This is a genomic window from Chryseobacterium piperi, assembly GCF_002285635.2.
Taxonomy (GTDB): Bacteria; Bacteroidota; Bacteroidia; order Flavobacteriales; family Weeksellaceae; genus Chryseobacterium; species Chryseobacterium piperi.
The window spans coordinates 3,031,697-3,052,106 of record NZ_CP023049.2 but is presented as its reverse complement, the minus strand read 5'-3'; the positions used below and the strand labels follow the sequence as shown (position 1 = coordinate 3,052,106).

Below are 20,410 nucleotides of genomic sequence, written 5' to 3'. Positions count from 1 at the left end.
GTAAGAGACTGAAAACTAAATAGTAAAGAATTGAAAGTAAAACAAAAGTGTCCGAAATCGAACACTCAATGTACAAAACTGAACACCTATGCGAAAGAAAACAGCCAGAATATTAATTGTTGACGACGATGAAGACATCCTTTTCTCTGCAAGAGTGTGGCTGAAAAAGTTTTTCACAGATGTAAAAACATTAAATAATCCAAAAAAAATCCTTCCTGCACTTTCCGAAGAGGTGTTCGATGTGGTTCTTCTCGATATGAATTTCAGAAAAGGTTTTGAAAACGGACAGGATGGCTTATACTGGATGAGTGAGGTGAAGGAAATTTCTCCTGAAATGCCTATTATCCTGATGACCGCTTATGGCGAAGTAGAACTTGCTGTAGAAGCATTGAAGTTAGGCGCTTCCGACTTTATTCTGAAACCGTGGAATAATGAAAAATTGTATGCTTCCGTAAATCTGGCTGTTGAGGTTTCCCGAAAAAATAAAAAGCTGCACCAATGGGAAAACATTCAGCAAAGTGACCAAAATTATATTTTGGAGAGTAACTCTAAAGCTGTACAGGATATTCTCCAGGCCATTGATAAAATTGCGCCTACTGATGCTAATGTGCTTTTGTTAGGTGAAAATGGTACCGGAAAATATGTTTTGGCTGAACAAATCCACCGGAAATCTCTGCGCAATAAAGAACCTTTTGTACATATTGATTTGGGAAGTATTTCTGAGGGACTTTTTGAAGCAGAAATCTTTGGGTATAAAAAAGGAGCATTTACGGATGCGGGAGCTGATACTGCCGGGAAAATAGAGAATGCTCAGGGAGGAACTGTTTTTTTGGATGAGATCGGAAATCTGCCGCTTCATCTGCAGGCTAAACTACTTACTCTTATTCAGAATAAGAAGCTATCCCGTATTGGAGAAACAAGAGAACGCCCAATGGATGTCCGTTTTATTTTTGCAACCAATGAAAACCTTCAGCAAAAGGTGAGTGAATTTTTATTCAGGCAGGATCTCTATTTCAGGATTAATACGGTTGAAATTACGATTCCACCTTTGCGGGGGCGTCTGGAGGATATGCTTTTATTTACTCAATACTTTCTGGCCAAATATCAAAATAAATATCATAAAACCTTATCTCTTTCTGATGATGGGATTAAAGAATTATGCAGTTACCATTGGCCCGGGAATATTCGTGAACTGGAACATACAATGGAAAGAAGTGTCATTCTTTCTGATCAGGGAACCCTACAATTATCGCTGCCTAAACTTATGGAGAATGATTCGCAGGTACTTCCTGATGTCCTGAATATAGAGGAAATGGAAGAAATTCTGATCAGAAAAGCATTAAAAAAGCACCAGGGAAATATCTCTTCTGCAGCAGAAGATCTTGGACTCTCCCGTGCCGCATTATATCGCAGAATGGAAAAATTCGGAATCTGATGAAAACACAATTTTATTTTTTTCAAGTAATTATTTTATTGCTATGCCTTGTCTTTGGGATCTTAGCTTTTGATTTCTATGAATCGAAAAAATGGATGACAGCGTTACTCCTTTTTTCTCTTTCACTTTCTATGATTGTTTTGAATATACAGCATTCTCAACGGTTCGGAAAAGAAGCGAAGCAAATCTTAGATGCTATTGAACATAAAGACTTTTCCTTATTTCCGGACAAAAAGCAAAAACATCCTTTGAAACAGCAGGCTGTTAATCTCTACTATCAGGAAAAAGAAAAGAATATTGATTTGTTATCTTTTAAGATTCTGTATGAAAATATTTTGAATCAGTTAGACATCGGAATTATGATCTTAAAGGAGGATCGTAATGACTGGGAGATTTTCTATTCTAATCAGAAATTCATAGAAATCCTGAAAGTTCCCAAATACAATAAGTGGAGTTATTATGAAGAGAAAATTCCGGATTTTTTTAAATTGATAAAGGAGACAAATTTTAGGGAAAGCCAGGACTTTATGGAAGTTTCCATTAATCAATCAGGATTTCAGACCTATTCTGTAAGAACCACACGTCTGGAAACTCCACGGGAAGATTTTTATATTATTTCGCTGGAATCGGTACAAAGAATTATAGAACGTAAAGAAAAAATGGCGTGGAATAACCTGATGAAAGTAATTTCCCACGAGTTGCTGAATACACTAACGCCGATCAACAGCCTGATACGAAACATGGAATATATTACGGATCAGGAGAGTATTTCCACAGATGATCAGGATGAAATGAAAGAAAGCCTGAGAATTGTGAATAACAAGTCCGAACAGTTGCTGACTTTCGTTAATAATTACCGTCAAGTTGCTGAACTCCCTAAACCAAAGATTCAGAAAGTTTTCATTAAACCTGTTATAGAAAAGGTCTTGCGACTGATGGAAAGTGAATTTCAGAATAAAAAGATCACACTTACTACCAACATCAGAGAGTATCAGATCATGGCCGATGAAAAAATGCTGGAAAGAAGCCTGATTAATTTGCTTACCAATGCACTACATGCTATTGAAGAAATAGATGACGGAAAAATAATAATCCATACTGATCAGCAGAATACAAGGACTGTAATTCGTATAGAAGACAACGGGATTGGGATTAATGAACAGATCTCAGACAAAATATTTCTTCCTTTCTTCACGACAAGAACCAACGGCTCCGGAATTGGACTTACATTAACCAAAAGTATTATGGATGCCCATCATGGTTATATTACCTTCCGAAAGCAGGAGCGGGGAAGTGTTTTTGAATTGTGGTTTGTGTAGAGTGGTCTATTTATCTTGAACGGTGGCTCAAATTAAATAAAAAGTCCTCTAGCTATGAACACATAACTAGAGGATTTGCTAATCTTATTTTGCTAGGGGAAATTTCTCTTCAATCCATAATACTGTAAGATAATTATGGATTCTTAATGTAGTAAAATAGGTAATGCTTCTAAAAAAGCTTAAAACTTATCTAAATAAAATATACCGTCAGAATCTTTTTTAGGCAATAAAGGAATAGGTCTTCCCATAGAGCCGTCTAGATATCCTTCAAAATCTAGCGTGGTATCATTTATATAAAGTAAAATTGAAGCAGGCTCATCTTTGTTAGATTGATCATCATGAACATCTACTGCAATTTGCCAGCAATTATTAACAACTTTGTTTAACACAGGAATTTTATGATTTGTTTCAAAACTTATATAAATCTCATTTTTTTCCAAATAGTTTCTCTTTACGTCTTTCATTAATTTGCGGACTAGATCTTCAATTTGTTTTTTCGTATGTATCATTCTTTTACTTGTTTTAAATATTTACTTAAATCCCAATTTTTAAAATCGTTGATTTCTACATTTTCTTTGCCAAAATATTCTTTTAGGTGAGGTTTCCATTTAGGGGTATCATTGATAACATTAATGTCATTTTGAATATCTTCTAAAGACCATTTCCCAACTTTTTTTGTATTTTGTTTTAACATTTCACCCACTACATTTAACTCATCTAATACACGTGGCATTTTTCGGTATAAATTTGTCAATTCTGGAAATTCTATTACCATTTTATGCCATAATTTTAAATGTAATAATTCATGTTGCATTGTATAAGCAGTAATTTCCACAACATGGGATCCTCTTGCTATTCCTTTAAAAAAATAAACAGCGGGACCTTCTAATTCTAATCCATAGCGAGTGTTTATAAAGGTTTTTTCATGAAAAACAGCATAGATGGGGTTATTTTGCCAGAGTTTAAATAATTCACTGTATTTTTCATTGTTTCTATCAACAATTAACATATCTATTTTAAAAGCTTCTTTTATTTTTGATGCCAATTTATAGAATTGTGATTCAGACATTACTTCAACATTTTGAATGAAGAATTTTTTTGTAATATCTCTGTATATAGCATCATATTTAGATTCTTTCGAAAATATTTTTTGTGCTTTTATCCAAGTTGCTTCAACTAATTTTTTATTCTTCAAAAACCAATCAGCTATTTTTTTCCATAAATTATTTATAAAATCTTGAAGCTTCTTGCCTCCAGCATTAAAAAGGGCTAATAAATTTTCTAGTGCTTTACTTGATTTTTGATAAGCTTGGGCTGTTTCAATCTTTACAAATTTAGCAGTTTGACTAATAGTTTTACCAATTTCTGAATTTATTTTTGTTAAAATTTCCCCTACTTTTCCAATTTCTCCAATTTTAGCAATATCTGCAATGGGGATAAAAAATGTACCTGCAAAGGAAATAGTAAAGCCTCCAATATAATGTACTCTAACCCAGTTGATATCATCTAAGTTCTGTTTTTTTAGATATATTACTATTTGTTTTATTCCATCATTTATGGCATTTTTTAAATTTTTTACAAGATTTTTATCTCTTAAGATATCCCAAAAATTGTCAATCATTTCCAAAGTTTGTTGAAAATCTTTACTGATACTAAAAGGAGCTTCTAATAGACTTCCAAAGAACTTAAATACGGAAGAAATAAAATCTATTAATCCATTCCAAATTCCACAAATTAAAGCTACTTTTTCCGCAAGATTATCTGTTTGCTCTTGCATTTGTGGAGACTCAAGTGTCTTAAAAATATCTTCAATCTCGTTTTTTACATAACTATTATAATTTTCAACGAAATCTCCCATTACTGAAACTTGATTTAAAATTATTTCGTTTACTACTTTGGGATTAAGATCAGATAAATCGAATCCTTTTTTATCTGTGAAAAGATTTCTTATTAATTCTATCTTGTCTTTTGGGATGCTTAAACTCTGAATTAATTTATCTTTCTGGAAAAAATATTCAGGATTTTCTGTATCCCATAATGAATCAGGAATACGAAGAAAATCAATTCCATTACCGAGTTTATTAAGAATCCATCCTAAGATTTTTGCTGGTGCAGAAATACCTTGAACAATATATCTAAGAAAATTGAAAATCCCTTCTTTAACCCCTTTTTTTTCAATAAAACCTCTAAGAAATAACTCTTCTATAATCTCTTTATTAACATTACTTGCGTATTTATTTATGGTTTCCATGATATCGCCATCAAAGAAAGCCTTGTATAGTTTACCGGAAGATTGATCGGTGTATGCTTTTTTTATACTATCAGAAACTCTTCCATACAGGACATCGTTACTTAACGTATCATCATCAGTTTCTATGAAAAAAATTATTTCATCATCATTAGGTTTTACTGCTTCATAACATTCTTTAACCTTGTTACCATCAGTGGAAACAAATAATAATAATTTGAAAGCCAGTTCTTCGCCACTATTAATGAAATTATTTCTATTTCTATCTGAGAAAAATTCATATTTATAAAAAGAGAATCCATTTTTATTTATAGTATCATCAAGAATCAAAGTACTATTTATAGTCTGCAGTTTTTTTGCATCCGGATAATATTTCGTTACAAGATCTTTAGACGTTTGGTTGAAGAGTTTTACGGTAGCCAATGGGCTTACATTACTCATTCCCCTTATCGTTTCTCCAATTTTGTGAGCATTTTGGGAGTTTGGGAAATTGAAGCCATTAAATTTATTTTCTATCGACAAAGCCTCTGCACCAAAATCAAAAACATCTTGGTATTTTGTGTTTTTCATTTTAATAATTTTAAAAATTAAAAGGCAGAGTTTTAGGCTCTGCCTTTTTTAATGGTTATTCATACTATTTTTATAGTAATAATAATTCAGTTGGTTTTGCGACAAATGAGCCGATTCCACCACCTTGTCGAAGAGCATAAAAATATCGAGGTGTGGAGGGAATAGAGGTAACGGCAAATACTCTGGTCTTTCCATTGACCTCGGCTGCTAAGGTTAGCAAACCGTTATAATAGGAGATGTATAATACATCCACTTTGGTAGTAAATCCCCCTACTGTATTAGGGTAAAAATCTAAATTTCCAGTTAATGTAACTCCATACTCTAATCCATCATCACCCTTCATGGTAAAACGAGTATGCCCCGCGAAGTTAGCTCCATTAGAACCTACACTAGTTGCAACAGAACATTTTACTACAAAGCCATTGGTCATTTGTGAAGTATCGATCAGAACATTTGTTCGTGCAGAGCCGGCACTTCCTAATACAATATTATTGCTACTGTCTACGCTGGCCCCCCCTGCTAAATCTTGCCATACAGGAGTTAAAGCTGTAAAAGTAATTCCTTGTTTTACCAAAAGCTCTGGGCTACTTAGATTGGTCAGTAAGTTATGAGTACAAAAGAATTGGTAGTATCCCTGAGGATATGTACTCCAGTTTAACCCAAAGTTTAGCATATTAGGCATGTTTTGAAGAACGTTGAAATTATTAATCTTATATTCTTCAGGGGTTGTTAAAGCATTACCATTAATATCTTTTACTCGTTTCATAACAAGACTGGCATTGGGGGTCTGATTGTCTACAAACAAATTCAAACCAATCAGAGTGATATACTGGGTAAAAGTTAAAGAGTTATCTACGAACGGAAGAATAACGCTATCAATTCTTGGCTGCCCTGTCGAGTAAACCTCAGTCGACAAACGCATTCCGTTTCGCCATGAAATTTTTTCATTATCATTTAATGATGCCGGAAGAGCCTGAAAAGGTTGTTTTCCATTAGATCTACTTACACGTCCATTAGAGTTTTGAGCTAATAATATATTAAACGATGAATCATTGGAAACATCTGCTAATCCTTTGATTGAATAGTTTAGTCCGGTAGTATTAATTACCCAGTCTGCTCCTAATGTCAATCCAGCACCTGGTATTGATGTTAAAGATGAATTGGCAATGTTTTTCCCTAAATCTCCTGCCGGAAGTTTCGCTGTATTTCCATTCTGGTCTAATCCTAGAACACTTGGATAATCCTGAACGTTTCCATTTGTGGAGGGTTGATCTATTTTGTTTTTCAGCCTTTCTCCGGTATGGATATTGTATTCTTTTTGAGTGGTAATTCCTGCTGTTAATAAATCAGGGTCCGTAATATTAACCAGAGTATCTTTCAGGTCTTCTGGCTGCACACCTGCTGTTGGAGTTTTCATATCTCCGCTTTCATCAATAGCATAGTCTTTGTAAGTAGTTGACCCTGGTTCAGCTACCTGGTAAATAACATTTTTTTGTCTTTCTCCCTCGGGAGGTAATGCATTCACCCTTATGATTTTTCCTATATTGGACATATTTGTTTATTTTTTAGTATTTGGTTGATTTATAGTTGACTTGAGTTCAGGTTAAGAAATTTCAATCTTTATAAGAGAGTTGGGGAGCTTGAGGCTGGAAGAAGGAAGTTATTGAGGTCCGAAAGAATAGCTATGCCTAATTTTATTGATTTTTTAAGGAAACTTCATCAAAATTTAGGATAACTCTCGGAGATTATCAGTCCAATAATAACCTCTAGCTTCCTGCTTCAAGCTTCTATAATCTCTTAAAACGATCTCAAGCTTATATAGTTAGATATTATTCCCAGTCTCCTGAGATGATTTTTTCCGAAGATGTGCCAGGTCCCTGAACTCCAAGTAGGTTATTGTTCTTTTTAAAATGGACGTCTTCTGTTACAACATCGGATGGAACTTCAAACTCCTCCGGATTTTCTTCAGTAAATGGCAATGCTGTGAGGGTTTGTAAGCCTGCGGAACCTTCTTGAAGGATATTAAGAGAGGTAGGTAAAGTGGTAATCCAGGCTTTGCCCTGTTTTAATCCAACGGGTTCGCGCATTTCATCAACGATACTCATATACATAGGGTCTCCGATTACAGGAACTTCGCCACCGTTCCAGATTCTTCCGGTTGAAAGGAAAAACTGTACAGCATCTTCAAACCCAGGGTTTACGGTTACAATGACCCTAGCCATACCTGCCTGTAAGAAACTTCTGAATAATGGGTCTGCGCTCTCGGACAAATACATTTTCTGCCATTCATTACGATTAGCCCAATAATAAGGATAGAAGGTATAATCCATAATACTCCATTCAAATGCCTGCTCTATAAATTTGGCTAATGCAGTATACTGATCAAGACTACCATCCAGAATGATGCTGAAATCTTGCATGGTTTTTCCATTGTTGGTAAGATTTTTCCCTAATGCAGAATAATCTTGAAGTAAAAATGCAATACAGTTATGCTTAAGAACAACCCTTTCCATATCACGGTAAAAGTTGGAAAGCTTTTCTTTGTTTTGCTCTTCCTGTTCTTTTGCTTTTTCCTCAAATTCTTTTTGCTTTTCAAGAAATAAGGCATAAGCTTCTTCATAAGCTTTTATAATAGCGTCAAAGTTTTCCTGCTTCCATACCTCCATAAAAGCATCTGAAAGTTTACAGGTAATTTCAAAACTAAAATTGACAGAATCTATGTTGGATCCCTGATACACGAAATTGTAAGAGCCGGTAACGTTCTGCGGACTAAATTCTGCAATACCGTCTATAGATCTGTTTCTTGTAGAAAAAGGAGCCATACCTCCATTAAAATTACTTGTGTATAAGGTGCTTGTTCCTGCTCTGTTTCTTTCAAAACCATACCACATTTTTACATGGCTGGCCTGGTAATTGTCTGGAATTCCCAAAGCAAGCTGCTTATATCCGTTGTCTCCATTCAATTTTATCCATTGCAGTCCGATGGAGACTTTTTTAGTAACCTCAGGAAGCTCCGTCAGTTTTATATTGTATATACCTGCCCAGTATTGGAGTTGTTCCATTGTAGCCTCCTTCGGAGATTTCATTGTTCTTGGCTGGGGAGCATTCCTTGGATCGATTGGTGCTGTTAAGGTTTCTGTTACAGAGGCAGCTGTTGCTAGCGTGTGTAATTTTGCCGGCTCCGGGATCATGAATTCGAACATGCTTCGTTTTCCATAATTGTAGATCTGGTTTTTCATTTTCTTATCAACCCATCTGTAAATCCCTACTACATGCTTATCTCCATCTCTATTATCAAAACCGTGTGCATTATTTTCTTCAAATTCTTCGATAATCTTGTCAATTCTTTCCTCCGCAACCTTTGTGAGAATTCTTTCTGTAGCTTTTTCAGTAATTTCCTGAGATTTGGCTACAGCTTGTCGGGTGCTGTTTTCTCTGGCATTGTTGGATGCAAAGCTTCCTCCTACCTCGAAGGGTTTCCCCATTCCTCCATATCTGAAATGAGCCTCTGTACTGATTGACTGCTGAATAACATTGGCTGTCTCAGACTGCATATCATTTCTGGTCGTTGTTGTTGTATCGCTTAGGTTTTCTCTTTCTGTAGATTTTGAGGTCGTGGTTTGTATTTCACTTCTTCTTAATCTTCTTGTAGACTTCTGCTTAAACTCTTTGGCCATTACATTCTCAATATGAGTAACCTCTCCCGGAACATAGGCATGGGTGCTCTGTACCACCTTAAGATAATCGGCAATACCTAGTCTTTTTACACCGAAATGTTTAGGATAAAACGTTCCGGATTGAGGCGCTGAGCTGGTTTCCTCCGGATCTTGAGGTTCATCTGCGGTTTTTTCAGTATATAAAATACCAGTATATGATTGGTTAATGACTACATCTGAAAGTGTTAAAGTAGCCTCCTGACCATTGTTAAAGTAAATTTGGATTCTAAGATATTTGATTGATTTTCCAAACTTATCCACTAAAAATGGAGGCAAGGTTATTTTATTATCTACAATATTGATATTTGAGAATGTTTCTTCAAAACTTCCAAAATCTGTAGTAGCCGTTATTTTTGCAGTTCCTAACCCCCAGGAATTACTTTCTGCCTGGTAATAAAAAGTGAAAGAGGCTGGAGTTCTGGAGTGCAAAGGATTGTAATTCGCTATAAGATAATACGTCCTTGAAATAACCTGAGAAAGCCTGTTTGAGGAATTGCTAACCGGAACCAGGACATTTCCCAGATTAAGATAAACCTGCTCCTGTAGAGGCGATTTTTTAAATAATTCTTTTGTATTTGATAAGCTTTCATCATCCAAGCGATCAAAAAGCTCAGGGTAGGTATCATATTCTTCAGTCATTTCAACCGTTACACGGCCTACTTGTAATTTTCTGTCTGAAATTACAGTTATGGAAGAAAAATCAAGTCCTTCTGCCGGCATTTCTCCACTTTCTAAGTGGGTAAAAATCGTAACAAATAGTTTGAGTGAATCTAGTGAAAGCTTTGCCTTAAAATCTTCAAAATTCAATTCATTTTTATAGGTAAAAGTAAAAGGTGGAACATCCAGCTCTTTTAATCCTGCATATAATTTTTCAATCTCTTCAGGGGTCATGCCTTCTTTGATCTGAGATCTGATTTCAGCTAATTTGATATTATAGTCACTGATTTTTTGTCCATGTTCAGCCATATAAGCTGCATAAGCGGATTCATACGCTTTGTTTTTAGCTTTAATATAAAAACTTTGAATTTTTTCTAATTCTGTTTTTAATTTCTCTAAAGCCCCTTTCTCAAAATAAAGGTTGGATAGTTCGGAGATTCTTTTCCCTTCGGCTTTTAGCTGTTCCTGCGTAGATGAGGAAAGGCCCGAACCGTTAATGACACCATCTCCAATTTTTGATACATTAACTTGAAAGGCATTACCACTTGTTATCGTTGGGTTTTCTCCTTCATATCCATCACCAAAAAATCTCATCGGTAGAACAATTCTGGCTTCTAATGCTTTAGCTTTTAAATCGGTTCCATTGATTTTTGCCAATTCTGGTGTTACAGCTGAATCACAGGCATATCCGAAATGAAGTGCTTTTAGAATATGAACTAAGGCTTCTTTTACGTAAAAATTATTTTCTGTAACTGTTTGATAGATTAAATTATCCCAGATTTCTTTAAGTTTGGCTTTGATATCACTATTGTTGTATAACGTTTTAGCCATATTTTCATCACTGGAAGAAAGCTTTTGCTTCTTGGCTATTTTACGGCCTAGCTTAAGGGCTTCAGATAAATTTCCGGCTTCAATCTGTAACTCACTTTGGTATTCTGTTGAATTGAATCCTTTAGAAGCTCTTTCAAGGGTTTGGAATTTTGCTAATGCTGTATCATTGGGATTAATCTTATCATCAAAGTAACCTTTGATGTTACTGGGTCTGTGGATAAAGCCCAGGTTTTCTTTTTTAGTTTCTGTTAACTGTGGATTTCTGATGCTTACAAACCTGAAAAGAGTTTGTGCATCATTACTTTTATTATTTGTTGCCATTGTGTGCTTGTATTTACTAGTCTGTTTTCTTTGTGTACTCAAGAGTAAGGATGAATGAATCAATAAGGGAGTAGTCATAATCTGTTGTTCTTACATCCTTGATTTTTACGATATCGGGTTGAACGGTAATGAACACTTGCCCTTGCCATTGATTGCCAGCGAATTTAATGTCTCTAGCTAACCATTTGGTAAACATTTGATTGGAAACGATTGTTTCAATATTATCACTGAAATTCTTTAAAAGATTAATCTCTCCATTAGAAGGTATTCTGTCGAAGGAGACTGTCGTTCTATAAATAGGTTTGTTATCGATCCACTTTTCTCCGGTAGCTTGTTCGCGAGGGGAGTAAAACGGTAATCTGCCTATAGTTTTATCTTCCCAGGCCAAAGTTCCATCAGCTTTGGCAATAATGTTTTTATTGAAGTCACTGTTTCCTTGTTCATTAGATAGCCCGGTTGCAATTAGCCCAGTGGTCTTAATGTTTCCATTGACCTCTAATGCTTCAGTAAGAATTGTGTTGGTTCCTATCCCTATTTTATCATTGTTGTAATAAATATTACTTTTGGCGAAGTTGGAACCGTTCCAATATAAAAGATAATAAGATTGGATATCTATTTTTTGAAAATTACTGATGTCTCCGTTCTGACTGAGAAAATAAAAGCCTGTTCCGGAAGGCTTATTTAATTTGTTGTTTAATGTTGTTTTTAAGCCTTCAACATGCTCTATAAAGATCTTGTCATCTTTATGCCAATACGAGTCCTGCCATGCCCAAAACTGTTCCTGATTGGGAATGTCCCCATTTTTAAAATACTGTTTGAGTTCTTGTTTTGTTTTCATCAAATTTGTTTAAAAGATTAATATTTGAAACTTCTTTTTGTTATACTGCTTCATTTTGTTGTACTTTTTTTGAGTGATTACGGTTGGGTTCACATTAATTTCTGATTTTTAATTCATTTCATTTCTGGTCTTTTGGTATTAATTAAAAGTTCCGGTTATCCGATATCATTGAGTAGTAAGCTCAGGGACTAACGAGATTATAATAACTGTGTTTGGTAGATTGGTAAATGAGAAGGTGGTACCGGATAACAGCGGAACTTGATTTATATGGGGTTATTTAATTATTAGTACATGTCTTCTTCAAGAATATCATTTTGAAAATCCTCTTTAAAAAAGAGTTCAATGTCTTTGAGATAATTTTCATAATCGATCTCTACGTTTTCGATGTCACTCCACTCAATGGTGTAGGGCTCTTTATCGAAGATTATATCTGGGTTGTGATTTGGTGTTTCCATATTTGGTGTTTTAAAATGTGAACATATTTCTGGCTGTCCAGCATTTGAGAATGTTGAATTCAATAGTTTTTTAAAAGCTTTTAAAGATTGTTTTTGTGTTGTTGTTTATATTTCAAAAGTACAAGAGAGGGGCGTCAAAACTCGTCGTGTTATAATTCTTATTATATTTATTTTTCTTCATTTAAAAGGGATTCTCATATAATAGACTGAGGATAATTTTGATAGACGAGAAGCCAGATGCATAATATTTTTTCTAAAAAGAAATCATTGATATAAGCTTTTTACCTTATATTGGTTAATTATAAGCTAAATAGATTATATTTTGTTTCTGATTAGCTTTTGAACAATTTGGTTCAACATCTCTCTGTTATCATCTATATAACTTAATCCTGCCTGTATCAGGTTTTCAATATTGGAACGTCTGACGTTATCCATCGCAGTCGACGCATTTTTCAAAGACGGGTTGATGCGAAAGTAATTTTTCTGATTTCTTTGCCCTAAAGTCTGGAACATTTGAGACAGTTGATAGTCTACAGTTTCTGCATTAGCAGACATAAGAATATCGATAATTGGCCCCACCCAGCCAATCTTTCCTGCTTTCTGTAGTTTTTTAAACGAATAGCTACGGGATTCGATTCCTGTTCCAATAGATACTATAATCATATCGTTCACTATCGGATGATTGGCTTTTTGATGATTTTTCAAAACTTCGGCAAAAGGAATTTTTCTGGCTTCTGCGTAAGCACAGAGAGCAGGGTTGTTTGCAAACATACCGCCATCTATAAGGCTGAATAGCTGTCCATACATTGACTTGATCTGAACAGGGCTAAAATAAGTAGGTGCTGCAGATGTTGCCCGGCAAACATCCTTTACATAAAAATTATCTGTACTTAAGCTTGCTTCCCAAGAGTTGAAAAGTTTCGCTCTTCTATTTTCTATATCATAGCTCGTAATTAAACATGGTTTTATTAATTCTTTAAGTTCAAGATGTCCAAAAAAATCATTCAGATTTTTTTGAAGGGCTTCCTGTGAAATCTTTTCATTCAATAATCCAAATGGATTGACCAGTTTCTCCCAAAAAGAAACCTGGAATATGTCACCACCTTTTTCAGCATATAATTCTAATCCTTTTTGAATAGAGTATTTTGCTTTTCGGTGTTCATCAGGACAAAGAATAATTGATGCGATTAATCCTCCTGTACTGCTTCCCGCAACCAAATCAAAATAATCTCCAAGTTTTGCGCTTGGTTTATCATAATATTGGAGCTGCTCTTCTATGTAGCGTAAAATAATACAGGTGATGATACCTCTTATTCCGCCTCCGTCTAAAGAAAGAATGGTTGTCTTTTTCATAGGATGTTTTTTTATTAATTAATCATTAAAAGGATACATACAATCCTGAAATAGAAACAATGTTTTTGTCATAAATATTTCATCATTCTTAGGGTTTTCTTCTAAAGCAAAGGTAGGCTGAGGAAGCGACAGAACTTGTCGTATTTTAATTATTTTCAAACAATGGAGAATTAAAATATAATGTATCCGTTCCTGTCTCTGGGCATTTTGGCTAATGTTCTCCAAGTGGTTTTTATAAGACCTTTTTGGGTTGGAATGTTCTTTTTTTCAAAATGGGGAAGGTCTTTAAATGTCTTCCAGTTTCCGCCCCAATCCCATCCATATTTGGCAAAAACTTTCACACATTCATACCAATCGGCTACACCATCATTATCCCAGTCTTTTGCTGTGTCCCAACTGGCTGTTTTTCCATCAATGATTAGGCAGATATCAACAGCAAGCCCATAGTTGTGAATACTCTGGCCGGCTTTGGCATTGGTAACTTTCCTTCCCGTGGTTAATCTTCCGATCGCATAAAGCCTTTCCTGTTCTTCAAAAGAACGTAATCCTTGGGTTATTCTAATCTTAGCTCTTCCGGTAAGAGCTTCATCACATGCTTTGATAATCTGTTTTGCCTCCTCCCTTACTAAAGGGTGAAGCTTTTCTATTCTTTCTAAAGTCACTCGATCCATAATTGTCAATTTTAGTGTTTTTGGAAAACAAAAGTAGGAGTGGGGAACGACAAAACTTGACGTATATAAATAAATTTAATACTCTTGTAATCAATTTGTTATAATGAATGTTAATTTTAAAATAAATCATAATTTTATTCTTTAAATAGTATAATTTTGCATAATAAAATAGTCATTATCTGATCATGTACGCTCTGGTGGATTGCAATAATTTCTTTGTTTCATGTGAAAGGACTTTAGATCCTGCTCTTGAAAACAAACCCGTTGTGGTACTTTCTAACAACGATGGATGTGTTGTGTCAAGAAGCAAAGAAGCCAAAGCTCTGGGAATTCCAATGGCAGCTCCTGCATTTAAATATAAAGCACTTTTTAAAGAACATGATGTCAAAAGCTTTTCTGCCAAATTTGAACTATACAATTTTAAAAGTCAGGAGGTAATGAATATTGCCAAATCATATGTTACTGACCATGAAATTTATAGTATTGATGAGCTTTTCCTGGATCTGAACGGTTTTAAATATGTAAATATAGAAGAGTATTGTCTTGAAATCAGGAATAAGATTCAGGAGGAGGTTCATATTCCGGTAAGCATAGGCCTTGCTCCGACAAAGATGCTATGCAAAGTGGCGAACAGAATAGTGAAGGAATATCCTGAAAGATTTAATGGAGTTTACGCCCTGGACACGCAGGAAAAAATTGAGAAAGCATTAAAATGGCTTGATATTGCAGATGTATGGGGTATTGGAAGAAAGCTGTGCGTGAAAATGAATGATAACGGGGTTTATAAAGCATGGGATTTGCTTCAGAAGCCCGAAATATGGATTAAAAAGGTGATGGGAATTCACGGCATAAGAATGATCAATGAATTAAAAGGAATCCGACAGCTGGAGCTTGAAGCGGCATCACCGAAAAAATCTATTGCTGTTACCCGCAGTTTTATGGAGATGCTGACTGAAAAAGAGGAAGTAAGAGAGCGGGTGGAGACTTTTGGGATGTATTGTTCTGAACGGCTGAGAAAGCAAAATACCTGTTGTAAAATGATTACGGTTTTTGTACAGACCAATCGATTCAGAAAAGACCTTCCGGAATATAAAAAAGCCATTACTCAGGTTCTTCCCAATCCTACGAACTCATCTATTCTTATTGGGAGAGTGGTGAATGAGCTTTTCGAGCTTATTTATAAACAAGGATTTCATTATAAGAAAGCCGGAGTAATTGTCAATGATTTTGTTCCTGAAAGCGAGAGGCTGATCAGTTTATTTGAAGAAGATACACAAAATCAGCATTTGCCAGTAATGAGAGCGATGGATGCTATGAATAAAAAGTTTGGAAAGGATAAAGTTCGTCTCGGAAGTATGAGTGGGGAAAACACTTTTGGACGCGCAAAACTATCTCCCGAGTATGAAACTTTTTTAAAAAATAATACGCTTCCTGAAGCTAATTTCAGATTCCACTAAGATTTTAGGTTAAGAAGGTTTTTTCTCATATTTCCAGTTTCTTCCTTTTCCTCCTGCAATCCATTCCAAAGCCTGTTCTATTCTTTTATTTCTTGTGGCCTCCGTTTTGGCCTCCGAAATCCATAGCGCATATTCTTTTCTGAAAGAAAGAGAGGCGTTGTGGAAAACCTCCAATGCTTTTTTATGATCGTTTAATGCTTTTTGAAAGTCTTCATGAATTATAGCTTCGGTTTTGGAAACAGGTGCTTTTTTAAGAGTAACTCCCATATCATTAAGTTCCATTGCTTCCAATATCGCTTTTTTTAGCTGAGGTTTTGAAGGGAGATCCTGAATTTTTGTGATTTTGCCCAGGCTGAACATCGAGTTTTTTTCAATATCCCGGGTGGTTTCCCGCATCGTTTTCATTTCTTTTTCCAACCAGAATCCAAAAGTACAATGTTGCTTAAATGAAGCCATCGCACAAAGATTCTTTCCTTTGTAGATAAAATGAGGAAAATTCCATTTCATCGTTTCTTCAACATCCGGACAGAACTCATGAACGGTTTCACGGATGTAATTTAAAATAGGCTTCGCAAAATCCTGGGATTTTTCAATGTATTCGTCGATTTTTTGGCTGTATTTTTCCATCTTTTTACTGAAATAGTTGTACGGTTTCGTTGACTAGAAATTTTACCTGATCAGGTCTTCCTCTGTCATTCTTAGGTAAGTTTTCATAGCTTCCGGTTCTTACAATAACCATCTTGTGATCCGGAACCATGATGATATATTGCCCCTGAAGGCCTAAAAAGTAGTAATGCTTTATTGGATTGTCGTGGTTAATCCAAAGCCCCATCCCATAAATGTCTTCTGAGTTTTCGGTAGGAGTTCTCATTTGTTCAATAAAATCGGAATTAAGCACCTGGACATCATCTGCCTTTCCATTATCGAGAAATAGCTGCCCTAGCTTAGCGAAATCTCTTGCATTGGAATGAATACAGCAGTATGTTTTTTCCATTCCGCTTTCGTCCGTACTCCATTCCGCATTTTGTTCCATCCCCAATGGAGTCCAGAACTTTTCGGATAGATAACTTGCCAATGTCTGGTTAACCGCTTTTTGAATGGCAAAACCTAATAGCTGAGTAGCTCCGCTTTGATATTCAAATTGTTTACCGGGTTCTGCAGTAAGCTTTCTGGAAAAAGCTGCTTTGGCAAGGCTTCTTCCATAATAAGCTTTCGCGTTGGGAAGAAAAGGGTTTTTGTAATCCTCATCCCAATCCAGAGCTGCTTCCATTTGCGCCAGATTTTTTAATGTCAGATCAGTTCCGAATTTTTTCTGTTTAAAATCTTCAAAGAAATCGGTAAACTTTTCATCAATATTTTTTATTTTACCCTCCTCCAGGGCTTTTCCCAAAAGCATTACTGTAACCGCTTTGGCCATAGAGAAAGAATTGGTTTTGGAAAGCTGAGTATATCCGTTCCAATATTGCTCATGAATTAGTTTTCCGTCTTTAATGACTAAAAAGGAAGCGGTGTTAGAATGAGTTAAATCATCAAGAATGTTTTTGGGCAATTCTATTTTATTATACAAAGGGTCTTCTTCCCAGAGCCTAGGGCTTTCAGTCGTAATTGGATTGCTGGTAAAGAGTTTTCCATCATCAATGTTGGCACTTAATTTCCCCCTCAGGTAGGTTTTAGAAATCCCATTAAACAAGTAGCCGTATCCCAGAATATACATAAGGATAATCAGCACGATAATACAAATTAAAAAGCCTTGCAAAATAAGCAGTCCCATAAATATATCGGAATTGGTTTAAAAACAAATCTATTTAAAAAAAGGATATAAAAAAAGCCTTGAAAAAATCAAGGCTAAATATTTTGAAAACGGCATAAAATTATTGATTATACTCATAAGTATAAGTCGTTGAACTTGCAGGGAATGTAGTAGATGTATAGTTCATAACCGTTTTTGTAGGAAAGTTATTGGCATTATAAGTATGCGTAGCAGTAGACCCAAGACTTCCGGAAACTGTTCCGGAATAATTACTGCTCATATTGAGTAGATTATTGTATCCCAATTCACCATCACTTAAATAAAATAAATCTATTTTTAAGTACCCTCTTATATTTTTCATAGGATGGTTCTTGGTATCGTAATTATAGGTAGAGGTTGTTGTTCTTCCATTATCAACAGATACCATTGTTGCAATATTACCTCCAGATGACAGCTGTACATCGTTCTGTGAAAATTTAATATCAGAGTGTACCCCTGTTGATGGGTTAAACGTAGAACTTGAGTATTCGTTAAACTTAACATGAGTTGCACTTATGTATTGAAAGGCTTTTGTATATACCAGCGTTCCGGCATTTTTATTGGTTACCTTTTCAGAACTCACTCTACCGTTGGTATAAGTGAATTCGCGCATCATTTTCATGACACCAGCCTCATAGTCTTCAGTTTTGATAATATTATCCCCATTATAAGTATAAACTGTTTTCTCCTGTTCAACATTATTGTATGACTCGATTAAACGATCACCATCATACTTAAACTGTACTGTGTATGTTTGTCCGTCATCTGTAACTTCAGTGGCTTTTGTTAAAAGAAGAGGTGTGCCTCCATTGTTGTTGTTGTTTACTTCAGGTAAAGTATCATCCGAAGAACCGCAACTTGACATCGCTGCTAAAACCAGCGACGAAATAAATAGTTTTTTCATGGTTATCATTTTAATTCAAATTCTGCCAAAAATACTAATTTATTTGATATTAAGTAAAAAGAACAGATGTCAAAAGCCAAAAATAGGATTATCAGATTGATAAAGTTAGAGAATAGATCATTCTCCATATAAATGCCCGAATATTTTATGGGGGAATTTCGTCACCAAAATAAAAAAGAGGCTGTCTCAAAAGTGAAACAGCCTCCTTATAATATTTATATTTTCGAAAGTAAATTTCTGAAATTGGTTTTCTCATCGATGATCCTTCTGAGCTCAGATACCGGAACTCTTTCCTGCTGCATTGTATCTCTGTCTCGTATCGTTACCGTATGATCGTTAAGGGAATCATGGTCTACCGTAATACAATAAGGAGTACCGATGGCATCCTGTCTTCTGTATCGTTTTCCAATAGCATCTTTTTCTTCATAGAATAAGTTGAAATCATATTTCAGATCATTGAATATTTTCTCAGCATACTCTGCCAAACCATCTTTCTTCATCAATGGAAGAATGGCTGCCTTCACTGGAGCTAAAGCCGGAGGTAGGGATAATACGGTTCTTTCAGAGCCATCTTCCAGTACTTCGTCTTTTAAACAGTGAGAGAATATGGAAAGGAATAATCTGTCCAGACCCACAGAAGTTTCTACTACATAAGGAACGTAGTTTTCATTTCTTTCCGGATCGAAGAACTGAAGTTTTCTTCCTGAATGCTTTTCATGAGCTTTTAAATCGAAATCAGTTCTTGAGTGAATACCTTCTAATTCTTTGAATCCAAACGGGAAATTAAATTCGATATCAGCTGCAGCGTTAGCGTAATGTGCCAGCTTTTCATGGTCATGGAATCTGTAATTGCTGTCTCCTAAACCTAAAGCAAGGTGCCAGTTCAGACGTTTGGTTTTCCACTGTTCGTAGAATTCAAGCTCTGTTCCCGGAGCTACAAAGAATTGCATTTCCATTTGTTCAAATTCACGCATTCTGAAAATAAACTGTCTTGCAACGATCTCGTTTCTGAATGCCTTACCAATTTGGGCAATACCAAAAGGAAGTCTGTGACGTGATGTTTTTTGTACATTTAAGAAGTTAACAAAGATACCCTGAGCTGTTTCTGGTCTTAAATAAAGATCCATCGCATTTTCTGCAGAAGCTCCGAGTTTAGTTCCAAACATTAGGTTGAACTGTCTTACATCAGTCCAGTTTTTAGAACCTGTATCAGGATCTGCAATTTCAAGTTCCTCAATCAAGGCTTTTACATCAGCAAGATCTTCGTTCTCCAGAGATTTTGCTAATCTTGAAAGAATAGCCTCTCTTTTTGCTCTGTATTCTAAAATTTTTGGATTAGTAGCTTCAAACTGAGCCTTATCAAAAGAATCTCCGAATCTTTTGGCTGCCTTTTCAATCTCTTTGTTTTCCTTGTCTTCAATTTTGGCGCAATAGTCTTCTACCAAAACGTCAGCTCTGAAACGTTTTTTTGAATCTTTATTGTCAATCAATGGATCATTGAAAGCGTCTACGTGGCCTGAGGCTTTCCAGGTAGTAGGGTGCATAAGGATGGCCGAATCAATACCCACAATATTTTCGTTAAGCTGTACCATAGCTTTCCACCAATATTGTTTGATATTATTTTTCAGTTCAGCACCATTTTGCCCATAATCATAAACAGCGGATAAACCATCATAGATCTCACTGGAAGGGAAAATAAAACCATACTCTTTAGCGTGAGAAATCACTTTCTTGAAAACATCTTCTTGCTTTGCCATAATTTTTTTAACGTCTAATGTGCAAAAATATGAATTTGGATTCCAAATTCATGGAATTCAACAAAAAAAGCAGTTAAAAAACTGCCTTT

The 20,410-nt window shown here is 35.4% G+C and carries 15 protein-coding genes; 3 read left to right on the top strand and 12 right to left on the bottom strand.

Translation table 11 applies throughout. The annotated features are described in order from the left end of the window. Positions 1-88 precede the first annotated feature (88 nt). On the top strand, positions 89-1,435 hold the full coding sequence (locus CJF12_RS13270) for a sigma-54-dependent transcriptional regulator (protein ID WP_034680694.1): 1,347 nt from the start codon (positions 89-91) through the stop codon (positions 1,433-1,435). Next, complete coding sequence (locus CJF12_RS13265) at positions 1,435-2,754, top strand: sensor histidine kinase (RefSeq protein WP_034680693.1); 1,320 nt, start codon at positions 1,435-1,437, stop codon at positions 2,752-2,754. Before CJF12_RS13270 ends, CJF12_RS13265 begins: the two co-directional genes overlap by 1 nt. A 179-nt stretch (positions 2,755-2,933) precedes the next feature. On the opposite strand, the gene CJF12_RS13260 is transcribed toward CJF12_RS13265, so the two are convergent. From CJF12_RS13260 to CJF12_RS13230, 8 genes are all read right to left on the bottom strand, one after another. Further along, a complete protein-coding gene (locus CJF12_RS13260) occupies positions 2,934-3,263 on the bottom strand; it encodes a hypothetical protein (RefSeq protein ID WP_034680690.1) in 330 nt (109 codons plus the stop codon). Continuing rightward, the gene (locus tag CJF12_RS13255) at positions 3,260-5,572 is read right to left on the bottom strand and encodes a hypothetical protein (RefSeq protein WP_051887144.1); all 2,313 of its coding nucleotides are present in this window, start codon (positions 5,570-5,572) and stop codon (positions 3,260-3,262) included. Before CJF12_RS13255 ends, CJF12_RS13260 begins: the two co-directional genes overlap by 4 nt. Positions 5,573-5,642: 70 nt before the next feature. Continuing rightward, complete coding sequence (locus tag CJF12_RS13250) at positions 5,643-7,124, bottom strand: hypothetical protein (protein ID WP_034680687.1); 1,482 nt, start codon at positions 7,122-7,124, stop codon at positions 5,643-5,645. Positions 7,125-7,401: 277 nt separating this feature from the next. Then, the gene (locus CJF12_RS20235; RefSeq protein WP_228379029.1) at positions 7,402-11,097 is read right to left on the bottom strand and encodes a hypothetical protein; all 3,696 of its coding nucleotides are present in this window, start codon (positions 11,095-11,097) and stop codon (positions 7,402-7,404) included. A 16-nt stretch (positions 11,098-11,113) separates the two neighbouring features. After that, on the bottom strand, positions 11,114-11,935 hold the full coding sequence (locus CJF12_RS13240) for a hypothetical protein (RefSeq protein WP_034680685.1): 822 nt from the start codon (positions 11,933-11,935) through the stop codon (positions 11,114-11,116). 284 nt (positions 11,936-12,219) lie between these two features. Then, positions 12,220-12,390, bottom strand: coding sequence for a hypothetical protein (locus CJF12_RS19940; protein ID WP_157759859.1), 171 nt, complete (start codon positions 12,388-12,390; stop codon positions 12,220-12,222). 315 nt (positions 12,391-12,705) lie between these two features. Beyond that, positions 12,706-13,743 carry a patatin-like phospholipase family protein gene (locus tag CJF12_RS13235; RefSeq protein WP_034680683.1) on the bottom strand — a complete coding sequence of 346 codons (1,038 nt, stop codon included), beginning with the start codon at positions 13,741-13,743 and terminating at the stop codon, positions 12,706-12,708. Between the two features lie 170 nt (positions 13,744-13,913). Further along, on the bottom strand, positions 13,914-14,414 hold the full coding sequence (locus tag CJF12_RS13230; protein WP_034680681.1) for a M15 family metallopeptidase: 501 nt from the start codon (positions 14,412-14,414) through the stop codon (positions 13,914-13,916). Between the two features lie 185 nt (positions 14,415-14,599). Here CJF12_RS13230 and CJF12_RS13225 point away from each other — a divergent pair, with 185 nt between their 5' ends. Then, the gene (locus CJF12_RS13225; RefSeq protein ID WP_034680678.1) at positions 14,600-15,871 is read left to right on the top strand and encodes a Y-family DNA polymerase; all 1,272 of its coding nucleotides are present in this window, start codon (positions 14,600-14,602) and stop codon (positions 15,869-15,871) included. A 9-nt stretch (positions 15,872-15,880) separates the two neighbouring features. Here the strand turns inward: CJF12_RS13225 and CJF12_RS13220 are convergent, their stop codons facing one another. The 4 genes from CJF12_RS13220 to CJF12_RS13205 form a co-directional block, all read right to left on the bottom strand. After that, on the bottom strand, positions 15,881-16,498 hold the full coding sequence (locus CJF12_RS13220) for a YdeI/OmpD-associated family protein (RefSeq protein WP_034680674.1): 618 nt from the start codon (positions 16,496-16,498) through the stop codon (positions 15,881-15,883). Between the two features lie 4 nt (positions 16,499-16,502). Continuing rightward, the gene (locus CJF12_RS13215; protein ID WP_034680672.1) at positions 16,503-17,642 is read right to left on the bottom strand and encodes a serine hydrolase domain-containing protein; all 1,140 of its coding nucleotides are present in this window, start codon (positions 17,640-17,642) and stop codon (positions 16,503-16,505) included. Between the two features lie 100 nt (positions 17,643-17,742). Then, positions 17,743-18,564: a hypothetical protein gene (locus CJF12_RS13210; protein WP_034680669.1), complete on the bottom strand. Its 822-nt coding sequence runs from the start codon at positions 18,562-18,564 to the stop codon at positions 17,743-17,745. 215 nt (positions 18,565-18,779) lie between these two features. Further along, positions 18,780-20,321 carry a glycine--tRNA ligase gene (locus CJF12_RS13205; RefSeq protein ID WP_034680666.1) on the bottom strand — a complete coding sequence of 514 codons (1,542 nt, stop codon included), beginning with the start codon at positions 20,319-20,321 and terminating at the stop codon, positions 18,780-18,782. Positions 20,322-20,410 lie beyond the last annotated feature (89 nt).

Bases quoted from the DNA above. Each gene is read 5' to 3' on its own strand.
- CJF12_RS13270 (WP_034680694.1), top strand. From the start codon at position 89: ATGCGAAAGAAAACAGCCAGAATATTAATTGTTGACGACGATGAAGAC.
- CJF12_RS13265 (WP_034680693.1), top strand. From the start codon at position 1,435: ATGAAAACACAATTTTATTTTTTTCAAGTAATTATTTTATTGCTATGC.
- CJF12_RS13260 (WP_034680690.1), bottom strand. From the start codon at position 3,263: ATGATACATACGAAAAAACAAATTGAAGATCTAGTCCGCAAATTAATG.
- CJF12_RS13255 (WP_051887144.1), bottom strand. From the start codon at position 5,572: ATGAAAAACACAAAATACCAAGATGTTTTTGATTTTGGTGCAGAGGCT.
- CJF12_RS13250 (WP_034680687.1), bottom strand. From the start codon at position 7,124: ATGTCCAATATAGGAAAAATCATAAGGGTGAATGCATTACCTCCCGAG.
- CJF12_RS20235 (WP_228379029.1), bottom strand. From the start codon at position 11,097: ATGGCAACAAATAATAAAAGTAATGATGCACAAACTCTTTTCAGGTTT.
- CJF12_RS13240 (WP_034680685.1), bottom strand. From the start codon at position 11,935: ATGAAAACAAAACAAGAACTCAAACAGTATTTTAAAAATGGGGACATT.
- CJF12_RS19940 (WP_157759859.1), bottom strand. From the start codon at position 12,390: ATGGAAACACCAAATCACAACCCAGATATAATCTTCGATAAAGAGCCC.
- CJF12_RS13235 (WP_034680683.1), bottom strand. From the start codon at position 13,743: ATGAAAAAGACAACCATTCTTTCTTTAGACGGAGGCGGAATAAGAGGT.
- CJF12_RS13230 (WP_034680681.1), bottom strand. From the start codon at position 14,414: ATGGATCGAGTGACTTTAGAAAGAATAGAAAAGCTTCACCCTTTAGTA.
- CJF12_RS13225 (WP_034680678.1), top strand. From the start codon at position 14,600: ATGTACGCTCTGGTGGATTGCAATAATTTCTTTGTTTCATGTGAAAGG.
- CJF12_RS13220 (WP_034680674.1), bottom strand. From the start codon at position 16,498: ATGGAAAAATACAGCCAAAAAATCGACGAATACATTGAAAAATCCCAG.
- CJF12_RS13215 (WP_034680672.1), bottom strand. From the start codon at position 17,642: ATGGGACTGCTTATTTTGCAAGGCTTTTTAATTTGTATTATCGTGCTG.
- CJF12_RS13210 (WP_034680669.1), bottom strand. From the start codon at position 18,564: ATGAAAAAACTATTTATTTCGTCGCTGGTTTTAGCAGCGATGTCAAGT.
- CJF12_RS13205 (WP_034680666.1), bottom strand. From the start codon at position 20,321: ATGGCAAAGCAAGAAGATGTTTTCAAGAAAGTGATTTCTCACGCTAAA.